The following is a 14237-nucleotide window of genomic DNA, read 5'->3' as shown; positions in this document are numbered from 1 at the left end:
ATCAGTTCTGCTGGCCTTATGCTGTAGAAAATCTACAGGACAACACGATGGCCGCCCTTCCACCCCTGAACGCTTTACGTGCCTTCGAAGCTTCTGCGCGTCATTTGAACTTTCGACTGGCCGCCGAGGAACTTGGCGTTACACAAGGTGCCGTGGCGCAGCAGGTGCGCGGGCTTGAGGCGCGATTGAACGAGGTTCTGTTCGACCGCCTGCCGCGCGGGTTGCGCCTGACGGATGCCGGGCGGCGGTTTCACGCGCCCCTGCGACGTGCTTTCAGGTTGATCGAAGAGGCTGTGGCCGACTTGTCTCCGGACCGGCGGATCACATTGTCGGTCACGCCCAGCTTTGCCTCGAAATGGTTGGTGCCGCGTTTGTCGGGCTTCACGGACCTGTATCCGGACGTCTCGGTTCAGGTGGATGCGCGCGAGCGTCTGGCGGATTTCAGTTCGGATGGCGTCGATCTTGCAGTCAGGCAGGGTCGGGCGCCGTTTGCGGCGGAACTGGAGGCGGTGCCTTTGTTCTCGACCGAATTCATCCCGGTATGCAGCCCTTCTGTTGCGGGCGGAATCAGCACCTCTTCTGATCTGCTGACGCAAGTGCTGCTGAACGACACCCACGGATTGTGGCCCTTGTTCCTTGAACGGGTGGGGGTAAGCGGAAAACCCAGAATGATGAGCTTCAGCCAGACCAGCCTTGCGATCGATGCCGCAGTTTCGGGGCAGGGGATAGCACTGGCCAATGCGCCTCTTGTCGCGCCCGAGGTGGCCTCGGGCCGTCTTGTTCAGCCGCTTGCGGATGTCCTGGTTGCAGATCTGGGGTTTTACGTGGTTGCGCCCCGCAAGCCGCGCCAGCCGCAACTGGTCAGGATCATGCGCGACTGGCTGTTGTCTCAGGTCTGAAGAGACGCGGCGATCGCCTCGATCCGGGCCCGCAACCAGCGATGTGCCGGATCATTGGCCGACCTTTGGTGCCAGACCATGTAGATCGACACCGGGGCGCATTCGAACGGCAGTGGCGCGCAATCCAGCATGGCCAGCGGGCCCTGTTTCATCAGCGCCGTGTCGGTCGAGATCAGGTCGCTGCCCAGTATGAAGGCCGGGATGGCGTTGAAATGCGGCAAGGTCACCACCGCTGGCCTGATCTGGCTTTGATCGACGCCACGCATGACGGCGCGGGCATTGCGGCCATCGGCAAAGCGAACCTCGACATGATCGCAGTTGCAATAGGCGTCCCAACTGTCCGGCGGCGTGCGCTGTGTGGCGTCATAGAACAGCATCAGCGGGCTGGTCATCAGGCGTTTTTGAAAGATATCCGGCCCATCCGGTGGCAACGGGGTCAGCATCAACTGGCATCTGTCACTGCGCAGCAGCTCGGGGTCGGGCACGCCTGAAGGAATGAATTCCAGCCGCAGACCTGCGTCTTCGGCACGTGTTTCTCGTAACAGCTGCGGAAAGATCAACTCGCGCGGCATGTCATTGGTGGCGATGCGGATCCTGATCTGTTCAGACTGCGGATCGAACGGCCGCCCTTCGGTCAGCGCCCGCATTCCGTCCAGCACCTTTTGTGCGGGCTCCTTCAGGGACAAGGCGCGCTCGGTCGGGGTCAGGCCCTGACCGGACCGAACAAACAACGGGTCGCCCAGCACCAGCCGGAGCTTGGCCAGCGTGTGGCTGATGGCCGATTGCGTGACGCCCAGCCGATCCGCAGCTTTCGAAACCGAGCTTTCCTCGAGAATGGTCAGAAAGGTGCGCAGAACCTTGCCGTCGAGATCAGTGAAATCGATTTTCTTCATACCGCTTATGATTATGCATGAATGGTTTCGCTGTCCATGACGGGGTAGGGGATGAGTGGCAACAGGAGGCGCATAATGGGATTCCGCTTTTTCTCGGACAAGAACCGGCCCGTTCACATGGGGCGATACCCGTTGGAGCGTTTGACCCGACAAGATACCATGCCGGATTTGTCGCGCGTGCCCGCCATGGGCGAACTGAGTTTCCTCCGGCCGGAACGGCCCTACAGCATCGTCAACGCCATGGGCGAGTTTCAGGCGATGCTGGACGCGATCCGCGACGGGTTGGTGAACCCGATTGCATCCGAGATCCCCTCAGATCCGCAGGAGCGCGCCAACCATCTGAAGGCATTTGGGTATTTCAACGACGCATCGATGATGGGCTGTGGGCCGTTGCCGTCGGATGCACTGCTGGAGGAACCACGCCGCAACCCCGATATCGACCGGCTTGCCCACGCATTGCGCACGCGCCAGACCAAAACGCTGGCCTCTGGGATCGATCTCATCATGGCCGATCTGAAAGACAGTATGGAGGCCGCGCCCAAGCCGATTGACGACCACCGTCACGCCATCGTCTTTCTTTACGAACACAACCGCGACCCTGACCCTTCCGAACCCGGTGCGGACTGGATCATCGACGCGCAGGATCATCGTGCCTGCCTGCTGGCAACCGAGAATGCCGTGGTCATCGCCAACTATATCCGACTGCTGGGTTTTGACGCCCGCGCGCACAGCATGATGTCGTCCGAAGTTGATCTGGGCAAGCTGGCCATGGCCGCCGGTCTGGCCTCGGTCGAGGGCGACCAGCTGGTTGCGCCTTGGCTGGGCACCCGGTTTGGCCTTGCTGCCGTGACGACCGAGATGCCCATCGCGCATGACCGGCCGCTGAGGCCCATGCCGCAACAGCCGTGGTTTCGGACCCAAGGTCCGGCATGGTGGCTGGGCACGGGATTTGCCAAGAACGCCCTCAACCGTGACCCATATGCCAAACGACGCTATGTGGACGGGGCCCATCCCTTCGAAAAGCTCAAACGGGTCGAGGCTCCGACAACCTATATCGACGAAGAGAATGTGGCCCGCGTTCCCAAGCGCGCCGACATGTTCGCCCGCGCCCAGTTCGGCGACATGGGCAAGTCATTGCAGGACGCCGCGAAAGGCGGGTACTACGTGCGCAAGGCCGCGCCCAGCTTTGCCCAGCGTCGCGCGCTGGGTGCATTCGTTCTGTTGCAGGATGGTGAAAGCGCCGAGGTCGCAGGACCCACCGATGCCGAGCGCAATGCGGCGAACATCAAGGCGGCGACCTATTTCCTTGGGGTCGATGCGGTGGGCCTCAGCCGCTGCCCGGAATGGGCGTGGTATTCTCATGACGCCACGGGCGAAGAAATCGTGCCGCCGCATGATCAGGCCATCAGCATGATCATCGATCAGGGCTATGAAACGATGGAAGGTGCCAGCGGTGACGACTGGATCAGCGTCGCCCAATCCATGCGCGCCTATCTGCGCTTTTCGCTGCTGGGCGGCGTGATTGCCCAACAGATCCGCAACCTGGGCTACAAGGCCAAGGCGCATACGGTGATGGATGGCGAGGTGCTGCAACCGCCGCTTTTGCTGCTTTCGGGGTTGGGAGAGGTCAGCCGGATCGGAGAAGTTATCCTGAACCCCTATCTGGGCCCGCGCCTGAAATCAGGCGTGGTGACGACCGACATGCCGATGACGCATGACAAACCCATCGATTTCGGCCTGCAAACCTTTTGCGAATCCTGCAACAAATGCGCCCGCGAATGTCCCTCGGGCGCGATCACCGCCGGACCGAAGCTGATGTTCAACGGTTACGAAATCTGGAAATCCGACAGCCAGAAATGCGCCACGTACCGTGTGACGACCCCGGGCGGCGCGATGTGCGGGCGCTGCATGAAGACCTGCCCGTGGAACCTCGAAGGCCTCTTCGCTGAACGCCCGTTCCGCTGGGCTGCGATGAACATCCCCACCGCCGCGCCCGCGCTGGCCAGGCTGGACGATGCGGTCGGCAATGGCGGGCTGAACGACACCAAGAAATGGTGGTGGGATATCGAGTTGCAGCCCGACGGCGCCTATCGCCCTACGACGCACCCGTTGAACCGGCGCGATCTGCAAAAGGATCTGGACCTGAAATATGAGGATCAGACCCTGGCCGTCTATCCCGCTTATCTGGCTCCGCACCCATGGCCCTATCCCTTTGCAATGGACCGAGAAGCCGGGATTGCAGCCTATGAGGCCATGGTGACGGCTGCCGAGTACAAGGCCCGCAAGGCAAGCGGGGACATGTCGATCATCCATCGCTATCAGATCGCCGGTGATGCGCCCGTGATGCGGGTCGCCGTGACCAAGGTTGAAAAGATGACGGCGGATGTCACGAAATACGAATTTGCATCGCTGGACGGTGCGCCCCTGCCGGGATGGACAGCGGGCGCACATCTGGACGTTCTGGTCGCGCCTGAATTTCTGCGGCAATATTCCATGTCCGGCGACCCGTCGGATCGTACGAAATATCAGATCGGAGTGCTGCGCGAGGATGACGGGCGCGGCGGGTCCGCGCTGTTGCATCGCATCTTCACCGAGGGCCGAAAGGTTTTCGTGTCCAATCCGATCAACCACTTTGAATTGGATGAAAGGGCCACCAGAACATTCCTCATGGGTGGCGGCATCGGCATCACCCCGATGATCGCATTTGCCCATCGTCTGCATGCGCTGGGCCGCGAGTTCGAATTACACTATTCGGCCAGCACACGGGGCGGGGCGGGGTATCTGGATGATCTGGCCGCCATGCCCTGGGCGGATCGAGTTCATTACCATTTCTCGGATGAAGGCACCCGCGCCGACCTGAATGTAATTCTGTCCGGCTACCGGGATGGATGGCATGTCTATACCTGCGGGCCGGATCGTTACATGGACGGCGTGGTTCAGGCGGCCGAGCAGCAGGGCTTTCCTGAAGAGGCGCGTCACCTGGAATATTTCTCGGTTCCTGAAACGCCTGAATATGAAAACCACGCGTTTGAGCTCAAGCTTGCGCGTTCGGGCCGGACACTGCCCGTGCCCGCAGACAAGGACGCCGCACAAATTCTGAACGAAGCCGGTATTCATGTGGATGTGAAATGCGCAGACGGCATCTGCGGCGTCTGTAAATGCGGTGTCATTTCGGGCGAGGTCGAGCATCGGGATTTCGTTTTGTCCCGCAAACAGCGCGAAGGCGCCATGATCCTGTGCCAAAGCCGCGCGGCGGAACCTGATGGGGTGATCGAGATCGATCTCTGAACCCTGTCCAAAAGCGACATTTGGAAGTTGAATTTTGATCGCTCGGCCCATGGACGCCGGACGAGGGGTGAATTAACGTCGCCGCGAACCCAGATATTCCTGACCAACAGGTACGAGGTAGCTTCATGGATTATCACAGCCCTGCCAGCTTTGCCGAAGCTTCGGCTCTGGCCGCGAACGCGACGGGCATCACACGTTTTCTGGCGGGCGGTACGGATGTACTTGTGCAACTGCGCTCGGAACTGGTGACGCCCGATACGCTGATCGACATCAAGAAGATCGACGGCGTGCGTGACATCACCCGCAATGCCGACGGCAGTTGGACGATCGGCGTGGCCGTCACCGGCGCCGAGATGAGCGAGCACCCCGAGCTTGGCCGCGACTGGCCCGGTTTGGTCGAGGCGATGGACCTGATCGGTTCAACTCAGGTTCAGGGCCGCGCGACGCTGACGGGCAATCTGTGCAATGGCTCACCTGCGGCTGATTCCGTGCCCGCCATGGTGGCCGCAGGCGTGACCGTCACCGTAACCGGCCCCGATGGCACGCGTGACGTTGCGGTCGAGGACATCCCGACCGGGCCCGGCAAGACCTCGCTGGCGAAGGGCGAGTTGATCTCGGCCGTCAACATCCCTGCCCGAGGCAAGAATGGGGGCGGCGCCTATCTGCGGTTCATCCCCCGTACCGAAATGGACATTGCGGTGGTGGGCGTAGGTGTGAACCTCCGTCTGGACGGTGAAGTCATCACAGAGGCGCGCGTGTCGCTGGGTGCCGTGGCACCGACCGTTCTGTTGGTTGAAGACTGTGCCAACGCGATCATCGGCAGCACTTTGGACGATGCCGCCCTTGACGCACTGGCCGCGGCCGCGTCCGCCGCCTGCAATCCGATCGACGACAAACGAGGTACGATCGCATTCCGTACCGAAGTCGCCGGCGTTCTGGCCAAACGTGCCGCAAAGATCGCCTATGCCCGCGCGAAGGGAGAAAACGCATGAGCAAGCTCCACGTATCCACCACCGTGAACGGGGACGCAGTCGAATACCTGTGCGACCCGCGCGAAACCCTGCTGGACTGTCTGCGCGACAAACTGAACCTGACCGGCGCCAAAGAGGGCTGCGGCACCGGTGATTGCGGCGCGTGTTCGGTCACCGTCGATGGCCGTCTGGTGTGCTCGTGCCTGATGCTGGGTGTCGAGGCCGAAGGCAAGCAGATCGAAACCGTCGAAGGGATTGCGGATGGTGACATCCTGCACCCGTTGCAGAAGAAGATGATCGAATACGCCGCGCTGCAATGCGGCATCTGCACCCCGGGCATTCTGGTGGCGGCGAAGTCGCTGCTGGAGAAGAACCCCAATCCGACCGAGGAAGAAACGCGTTATTGGCTGGCGGGCAACCTATGCCGCTGCACCGGTTACGACAAGATCATTCGCGCCGTGATGGACACGGCGGCTGAGATGCGGGAGGCGTCATAATGGCTCTGGACGATCGCAAAACTGACTTCACCTTCGTTGGCACCCGCCCCGATCGCCCTGACGGTCTGGACAAGGTGACGGGCCGGGCCAAGTTCGGTGCGGATATCTCGGCCCCCGGCATGTTGCACGGCGCGATTCTGCGCTCACCCCATGCCCATGCCCGGATCGTCAGGATTGATACCTCGAAAGCCGAGGCATTGAAGGACGTCAAAGCCGTCGTGACCCGCGCCGATTTCGCCGATGTCCCGTTCAAGCCCGGGCTTGAAGGCGAATTCTGGAATGTGCTGGAAAATGTCATGGCGGGGGAAAAGGCGCTCTATGACGGGCACGCGGTAGCTGCGGTGGCGGCCACATCTGCCTTGGCGGCACGTGATGCGCTGAAACTGATCGAGGTCGAATACGAGGTGCTGCCGCACGTCACCGATGTGGACAAAGCGATGGCCCCGGATGCGCCGGTGATCCGGGAAGGTGCTGCGGATTATTCGGTGCCGGAAGGGATGCACCCGAACGTCGTGCGTTATCACGAAAGCGGTCACGGTGACGTCGAGGCGGGCTTTGCCGAGGCCGATCTGGTTATCGAAGACAGCTTTGTCACCGAGGCGACCCATCAGGGCTATATCGAACCGCATGCCTGCCTGGGCATGCTGGGCAATGACGGCAAGGGCGAGTTGTGGTGCACAACCCAAGGCCACTGGATCGCGCAAAAGACCTGTGCGGCGCTGCTGGGAATCGAAACCTCTCAGCTGCGCGTCACGGCGTCTGAAATCGGCGGCGGTTTTGGCGGCAAGACCACGGTGTTCATCGAACCCGTCGCGCTGGCGCTCAGCCGCAAGGCCAACCGTCCGGTCAAGATCGTGATGACCAGGTCCGAAGTTTTTCGTGCCACCGGGCCGACCTCTTCGGCGTCGATGGACGTGAAGATCGGCATGAAGAAAGACGGCACGATCACGGCGGCGCAGGGTGTCTTCCGCCTGCAAGGCGGGGCCTTCCCCGGCGCCCCGGGCGATATGACGGCCATGTGTGCCTTTGCGCCCTACAACCTGACCAACGTCAAGCAGATCGGTTACGATGTGATGTCGAACCGTCCGAAACAGGCCGCGTACCGCGCGCCGGGCGCTCCGATGGGCGCCTTCGCCGTTGAATCCGTCCTTGATGAGCTCTGCAACAAGCTGGGCCTTGATCCTATTGATGTGCGTCTGAAAAATGCCGCGCATGAGGGCACGAAGGCCAGCTATGGCCCGACCTACGAACGCATCGGTCTGGTGGAAACGCTTGAGGCTGCCAAGGCGCATCCCCATTACGCGGCACCGCTGAAGCCGGGTCAGGGGCGCGGGGTTTCCTGCGGTTTCTGGTTCAACCACGGGGGCGAGACCAGCGTCTCATTGGCACTGTCCGAGGATGGTTCGGCGCAGTTGATGGTCGGCACACCCGACATTGGCGGGTCGCGCGCATCCATGGCCTTGATGGCGGCCGAGGTTCTGGGCATTCCGTATGAAAATATCCGCGTGACCATCGCCGACACGGCGACGCTGGGTTACAACGACGTGAGCCATGGTTCGCGCGTGACCTACGCGTCGGGCCTCGCGACGATCAAGGCAGCAAGACACGCGGTCGAGAAACTGTGCGAACGTGCGGCGGCCAAGTGGGGCATCCCGGTCGATGCGGTGAAATGGGAAGACGGCTGCGCGGTGCCCTCGGGGCCCAATGCGGGGGATTTCGACGCGATGCCTTTGGCCGACATCACGGCGGATATGGGATCGACCGGAGGCCCGATTTCGGGCCATTTCGAAGCAACCCCCGAAGGCGCGGGCGTATCCTTTGGCACCCATATCGTCGATGCCGAGGTCGACCCGGAAACCGGCAAGACATCGATCACCCGGTACACGGTCATTCAGGACGCCGGCAAGGCGATCCACCCGACTTATGTGGAAGGGCAGTTTCAGGGTGGCGCCGCACAGGGCATCGGCTGGGCACTGAACGAGGAATACATCTATGGCGAAGATGGCCGGTTGCAGAACTCGATCTTTCTTGACTACCGGATTCCCGTTGCCAGTGACCTGCCGATGATTGACACGGTGATCGTCGAAGTGCCCAACCCGGGCCACCCGTTCGGGGTGCGCGGCGTGGGCGAGACGGGCATTGTGCCGCCCCTGGCCGCCATTGCCAATGCGGTGTCCAATGCGGCGGGTGTTCGGATGAAGCAACTGCCGATGTCTCCGCCGCGCATTCTGGCGGCCCTGAAAGAAAATGGTTGAGGTCCACCTTTGGTCCGGCCTCCGGTCACTGACCGGGGGCCAGCAAGTGGTTGAGGTCGAGGCCAAAACCACCGGAGAGCTATTACGGGCTTTGGTCCGTGCCCACCCACAGTTGCAGGCCCCCATTGATGCAGGGGTCTCCATCGCGATCGACGGGCGCGTCATAGCCACCGGGCTTACCGAGCCGATTCCCGAAGGCAGTGAAGTCTATCTGATGCAACGTCTCAGGGGCGGTTAGGCGTCAGGTGACCAGGGCTCGCGCCCGACCATCCGGTCAGCTTCTGCCGTGATGTCGTTCATGTGCTGCTCCAGGCTCAGGCGCAGGGTCTCGATTTCCTCTTCGCTGGCCTTGCGGGGCACTGTTTCAGTCCATTCCCGGCACAGAAACACGCCTTCATTTCGCCAGGGGCGGGGCATCAGAAGGTGATCCCAGGTTCCCGCTTCGCGACCATGTTTCGCGGAAAAGGTGATACCGAATACGCGCTTGCCCGAGGTGCGCGCCCATACCAACGGAACCGTCGACAGAACCCGTTCCGGCCCGCGCGGTCCGTCTGCCGCGATCCCAATAGAGATACCCTGCTTCATCTTGCCCAGAACCTGGCGTGACAAGGCAACGTGGCGTGTCTTGCTGGCCATGGCGATCGTGTCCATGCCAAACAGCTTTTGTACCCGGCCCACCATGCTGCCCGCCCGGGCAGACGAGGTGATCGAACAGATGCGCCCCTTGTCCAGCGGGAAGAAATAGGGCGACTGCGCCAGCCGTTGGTGCCACAGCACAACGATGACCGGTTCACCTTGTTCGGCCAGCTGATCCAGTTCTTCGTATCCGATGCGCTGCCAGCGTGTGTTGCGGTTGACCAATCGAATGTAAGTGGCGATCCGGCGGGCCACCCAGTTCAGCACGGCTTCGCTGTCTGCGATCTTCTTGCGGAGGTTCACACGGGGTTCCTTTTGCTGACCGGACCTTGTCTTAGCGCACTGCACATTTTGCGCAACTTGTTTGTCCGCTCAGATAGTGGCGTGGAATTCGAAAAAGCCTCTTGAGTCCGCCGCGCGGCTGTCATATCTGGGGCTCACCATAGGGGTATAGCTCAGTTGGTAGAGCGACGGTCTCCAAAACCGTAGGTCGCGGGTTCGAACCCTGCTGCCCCTGCCATCCGCATTAAAACACCATTCGGCAATCGTGCCTGGCGCGTTTCCAGCGCGCGCGGCTTTCGGCTATGGCCGGGGCGGACCGGCAATAAGAACGCATGCAGGCTTTGTGAGCCGCAGTGCAGCCAAACCCTATATGCCATCTAAAAATACCGGCCCAGAGTGTGAACAGCGTCACTGACGGATGTTGGAAAGTCTGGTTGTTTGAGAATGTCAAAGAGTTGGCGTTCAGGTTCTGCACAGAACGCAGGTTTTCAGTTTCTCCCTTGTGACTGGGGCGCGCTTGTGGTCGAGCGCGCCCTTTCCGTTTCTGGTCAGCAACCCATAGTGACGATATCAGAACGTGCAGAGAATCCGTCCAAAGACGGTACTTGAGCAGAACCCGCAAAATCGGGCTTTGCACCATAGAAAGGTGTTGGGCGACCGGTCAGTCAGGCCAGCAGCGCCAGATCCCCGATATTTGTCTTGTGCCGGGTCGGCATCGTTTTTGCCGGATGGCCGTCGATCGTCAGGGCGAGGTCCTCATAAAACCCGCCGCTGTCGAACCACCAGCGATGCGACTTCATCATCTTGCGCTGCCCTTTGGGGACGTCTCGTTGATATTGGTGGTCACAGAAAATATCCCAATGACCTTTCGAGGTCAGCTTCGGCATCCCTACACGACCAGCGCGACGCCGACCGCCGTGAACAATCCCGCCGGCCAGGGCCAGCACCTTGTCTTTCCGGCTATAGTAATTGGTGAATCGCTTGCACCGTTTTTTCAGGACCAGATCGCCCCATGCGCCCTTTTCCAGCCATTCTGAATCGATGTCCGCTGATGCAAACATGACCTGATCCGCCGACCATATCTTGTTGCCTGGCCCGGCCGAATCCCCGAAGTCCGAGAAAGCGCGCAGTACCACCAACGCCCCCATGGAATGCGCGATCAGATGCACCTTGGGGCGTGGCGACATCCCCAACAGCGGCAAGATCCCGTCCCCCACCAGATGCGGCGCCACCGCCTTGGCATCGGAGCGGTCCGAGTCGTAGGTGTGCACCGATCCGTCGCTGGGCCGGTCAAAGGCAACGACCGCGCCCTGATACCCGTTGCCCCTGAGATTGGTTTCTATTTTCCCCAGCCGGTCCAGCATGTCCTTCTGGCTGGTGTTGAACCCGTGAACATAGATCAGGACGGCCGAATCCCCGCCCTCCTGTCGCACGAGATCCAGCCATTTGGTTTTTTTGATAATACTACCCTTACGAATTTTTCCACCAGGGCTTTGCTGGGTGATGTGAACATACCTGGTCTTTGCCGCCGGCTTAAACGTGAACTTTTTCTTCGGGGCGTTATAGGTGCGGCGTGAAAAAAACAGTGCCAAGTCGGAAACTCCCTTCTGAACAATTCCTGAATTGTGCCACGAACTGCCATTTTCACAAAGGGTTGGCCTTTAACCTCTTCGGGGCCAAATCGGCGTCGTTGGGAGAATGCGGGAATGCGCCAAGGTTGCATACCGGGGCATCCTGACGTCCAATGCCTGTTTCCTCTGCCGGCTTAATGCCCTAGTGTCCGCTGCAAACGAACACACGCACGAGGCCCCATGTCGCGTTTTGATGGATATTTCCTGCGGCAATTGCTGATTCTGTTTGGCTTTTTCACCCTGGTGCTTGTCGGTGTGTTCTGGATCACCCGGTCTGTCAGCCTGTTTGACAGGGTCATCAGCGGTGGGCAGTCGGCGATGGTCTTTCTGGAATTCACCGCGCTGACTTTGCCGACCCTGATCCGCACGGTCATGCCCATGGCGGTGTTTGCCGCCGCCGTCTATGCCACAAATCGCCTGAGCCGCGAAAGCGAACTGACGGTTATGCTGGCCACCGGATCCAGCCCTTGGCGGCTTGCCCGGGCGGTGCTGCTGTTCGGTGTGATTACCGGGGTGATGATGGCGATCATCAGCGTGTTCCTGCGCCCGGCCTCGGTTGAACAGCTGGAAATCCGGCAGGCTGAAGTGGCCGGAGATGTGACGGCTCAACTGCTGAACGAAGGCGAATTTCTGCACCCCGCCGAAGGTGTCACGGTTTACATAGGCAGGATTGATCTGGACGGCACACTTCATGAAGTCTTCGTGTCTGATCGCCGCGATCCTGAAAACGCGGTCAGCTATTCAAGCGTAACGGCCTATCTGGTCAACAATGATGCTGGCATTCACCTTGTGATGGTTGATGGGGTTGCATTGCGCCTGAACAAGGAAGGCAAGGTGTTGTCATCGACCCTGTTCCAGGACGCGTCCTACGACATCTCGGAACTGACGAATAAAAATCCGATGGCCCGGCGCAGCCTCGAAGCCATTCCAACCGCCGACCTGATCCGCAACCGGGATGAGGTTTCAGCCACGGAAGGGTTCAGCCAAGGCAAACTGATCGAAGAGCTGCACCAGCGGTTCTCGTGGATTGCGATTTGCATCGCCGTGGCGCTGGCCGGGTATTCAACCCTGATGCTGGGCAGCTTTTCCCGGTTTGGATTGTGGCCGCAGATATTGGGCGCCTTCACCATTCTTGTGCTGCTTGAAGGTGTGCGCGGGTTTGTTTCCCCGGTGGTGATCGATGACCCGGAGCTTTGGTTTCTGCTGTACCTTCCCGCAATCATAGGGGTGCTGATCTCGGGCCTTTTCCTGCTTGTTGCTGGTCGGCCGCTTGTGCGAAAACGGCAGCGCGATCCCCAGATCATGCCGACACCGGCCTGAGTTCTAGCAGCGAAGATCCACCAAACAGCTGTGAATGTCGTCAAATTCCTCGCGATCACCGCGGGTGACCAGATACATGGGCAGCGGCAAGCTGATACTGTCCTCGACCCGCTCCAGAGCACCCGAGGCCAGATGTTCGGAAATGACGTAATCGGGGAAATAGCCGTTTCCGCCTCGGTGCAGAACATATCGCAGCGCCATCATGCAATTGCCAAGAAACACTGTCTGACCCGACGCCCGTCGCGCAGCCGATCTGACATGGTCCTGATAGACCTCGCCCAGTTCAAGGTTGACGAAGATCATGTCATCGTCCGTGCCGTCAGCCTGTGGCGTCCGGACCAGGGACAATAGCTCGGGTTCAAGCGCGTACCATGTGACACGCCGGTCCGCCGGCTTTTCATGTGTGATCGCCGCGTCCAGCACATGGGTTGCCACCGCTTCGACCATGTTCAGGTCGTGGTCATAGTTCAGCGTCAACAGCAATTTGCCAAAGCGCTGTTCAAACCGAACCGCCAGGTCCACCAGCAACGGATCCCAGATGCTGAGCTGGCCGCCCAACCGCAGTGCCGGGCGGTTCTGTGCCTGTCCCGGCAGGTCGCGCGATGCAAAGCCCCAAAGGGACAACATCTGTTCCGCATAGGGTTTGAACTGCCGGCCGAACTCGGTCAGCGCCGTTCCTCCGGCACCGCGCGTGAACAGCGCCCTGCCGGTTTCCTCCTCGATCAGGCGAATACGCGCGCTGACAGCGGTCTGCGTCACATTCAACTTGCGAGCGGCGGCATGAAAGCCACCGGCTTCGGCCACGCAGAGAAAAGTTTCCAGAGCTTTGAATTGCATGTCGAAAGTATTTTTTGATCATTGCGATAAAATCAATTCATTTTTTTAAAGGGTGGTTTCGAACTACGCTTTCGCTCAGGACACATGCCAAAGGATCAGCCATGCTGGACAAAAGCCACAAACCCACCTGGACCAGTTTCGAAACAGCCACTAAGGCCGACTGGGACGCCGTGATGGAGTATGAAGAGGCGTATAATGCGGCCCTGCCAGACCGTATCCTCGATGCCATCCGCTCGTTGGACGAAGAATGGACGCCCTATCCGGTCAACCGCTACCAGCACAGCCTGCAAGCCGCGACCCGTGCTTACGAGGACGGTGCGGATGAGGAACTGGTGGTGGCGGCGTTGATCCATGATACCGGCGATATCCTGTCGCCCTACAATCACGGAGAGCTGTCAGCGGCGATGATGAAGCCTTACGTCAGCGAAAAGACGTATTGGATTCTCAAGCATCATTGTGTGTTTCAGGGGTACTACTACAACCACCATCTGGGCGGCGACCGCAACGCGCGCGACAAATATCGCGACAGTCCTTATTGGGAAGATTGTCGCTATTTCTGCCATGAATATGATCAGAAGGCGTTTGACCCGAATTATCCGACCAAGCCGCTGGAGTTCTTCGAACCTATGCTGCGCCGCGTCCTGAACAGGGGCGAAGGCCATATGGAGCTGAACGAAACCGCCGATGACGGCAAAACTGGCTAGGAACCGGATCAGGCGGGCCAGCCC

At 60.2% G+C, this 14237-nt stretch carries 12 protein-coding genes and 1 tRNA gene; 9 read left to right on the top strand and 4 right to left on the bottom strand.

Annotated elements, in window-relative coordinates:
• Positions 1-47 precede the first annotated feature (47 nt).
• Complete coding sequence (locus ACR0FB_RS15460; RefSeq protein WP_480621178.1) at positions 48-899, top strand: LysR substrate-binding domain-containing protein; 852 nt, start codon at positions 48-50, stop codon at positions 897-899.
• Here the strand turns inward: ACR0FB_RS15460 and ACR0FB_RS15455 are convergent.
• Positions 890-1792: a LysR family transcriptional regulator gene (locus tag ACR0FB_RS15455; RefSeq protein ID WP_171722791.1), complete on the bottom strand. Its 903-nt coding sequence runs from the start codon at positions 1790-1792 to the stop codon at positions 890-892. The genes ACR0FB_RS15460 and ACR0FB_RS15455 overlap by 10 nt on opposite strands.
• 75 nt (positions 1793-1867) lie before the next feature.
• Here ACR0FB_RS15455 and ACR0FB_RS15450 point away from each other — a divergent pair, with 75 nt between their 5' ends.
• The 5 genes from ACR0FB_RS15450 (at position 1868) to ACR0FB_RS15430 (ending at position 9041) form a co-directional block, all read left to right on the top strand.
• Positions 1868-5080 carry a reductive dehalogenase gene (locus tag ACR0FB_RS15450; RefSeq protein WP_480621176.1) on the top strand — a complete coding sequence of 1071 codons (3213 nt, stop codon included), beginning with the start codon at positions 1868-1870 and terminating at the stop codon, positions 5078-5080.
• A gap of 125 nt (positions 5081-5205) precedes the next feature.
• Positions 5206-6072, top strand: a complete 867-nt coding sequence (locus tag ACR0FB_RS15445; RefSeq protein ID WP_480621174.1) for an FAD binding domain-containing protein — start codon at positions 5206-5208, stop codon at positions 6070-6072.
• Positions 6069-6548 (top strand): (2Fe-2S)-binding protein, encoded by a 480-nt coding sequence (locus ACR0FB_RS15440; RefSeq protein ID WP_152458906.1) that lies wholly within the window; start codon positions 6069-6071, stop codon positions 6546-6548. Before ACR0FB_RS15445 ends, ACR0FB_RS15440 begins: the two co-directional genes overlap by 4 nt.
• Positions 6548-8803 (top strand): xanthine dehydrogenase family protein molybdopterin-binding subunit, encoded by a 2256-nt coding sequence (locus ACR0FB_RS15435; RefSeq protein WP_171634214.1) that lies wholly within the window; start codon positions 6548-6550, stop codon positions 8801-8803. The genes ACR0FB_RS15440 and ACR0FB_RS15435 overlap by 1 nt, the downstream gene beginning before the upstream one ends.
• Positions 8796-9041, top strand: a complete 246-nt coding sequence (locus tag ACR0FB_RS15430; RefSeq protein WP_152458904.1) for a MoaD/ThiS family protein — start codon at positions 8796-8798, stop codon at positions 9039-9041. The genes ACR0FB_RS15435 and ACR0FB_RS15430 overlap by 8 nt, the downstream gene beginning before the upstream one ends.
• Here ACR0FB_RS15430 and ACR0FB_RS15425 read toward each other — a convergent pair.
• Positions 9038-9742, bottom strand: a complete 705-nt coding sequence (locus ACR0FB_RS15425; RefSeq protein ID WP_171634212.1) for a lysophospholipid acyltransferase family protein — start codon at positions 9740-9742, stop codon at positions 9038-9040. The two genes, ACR0FB_RS15430 and ACR0FB_RS15425, sit on opposite strands and share 4 nt — an antisense overlap.
• Positions 9743-9883: 141 nt before the next feature.
• Between ACR0FB_RS15425 and ACR0FB_RS15420 the strand changes: the two genes are divergently transcribed.
• A tRNA-Trp gene (locus ACR0FB_RS15420) sits at positions 9884-9959 on the top strand.
• Between the two features lie 427 nt (positions 9960-10386).
• Here ACR0FB_RS15420 and ACR0FB_RS15415 read toward each other — a convergent pair.
• Positions 10387-11154: an alpha/beta fold hydrolase gene (locus ACR0FB_RS15415; protein WP_480621172.1), complete on the bottom strand. Its 768-nt coding sequence runs from the start codon at positions 11152-11154 to the stop codon at positions 10387-10389.
• A 378-nt stretch (positions 11155-11532) separates the two neighbouring features.
• Between ACR0FB_RS15415 and lptF the strand changes: the two genes are divergently transcribed.
• Positions 11533-12672: an LPS export ABC transporter permease LptF gene (lptF, locus tag ACR0FB_RS15410; RefSeq protein WP_480621170.1), complete on the top strand. Its 1140-nt coding sequence runs from the start codon at positions 11533-11535 to the stop codon at positions 12670-12672.
• Between the two features lie 3 nt (positions 12673-12675).
• On the opposite strand, the gene ACR0FB_RS15405 is transcribed toward lptF, so the two are convergent.
• The gene (locus tag ACR0FB_RS15405) at positions 12676-13509 is read right to left on the bottom strand and encodes a LysR family transcriptional regulator (RefSeq protein ID WP_480621168.1); all 834 of its coding nucleotides are present in this window, start codon (positions 13507-13509) and stop codon (positions 12676-12678) included.
• A gap of 101 nt (positions 13510-13610) precedes the next feature.
• Here ACR0FB_RS15405 and ACR0FB_RS15400 point away from each other — a divergent pair, with 101 nt between their 5' ends.
• Positions 13611-14213, top strand: coding sequence for an HD domain-containing protein (locus tag ACR0FB_RS15400; protein ID WP_152458899.1), 603 nt, complete (start codon positions 13611-13613; stop codon positions 14211-14213).
• Positions 14214-14237: the final 24 nt, after the last annotated feature.

Source organism: Ruegeria sp. P10 (assembly GCF_056534925.1).
This window is presented reverse-complemented; position numbering and strand designations above follow the sequence as displayed.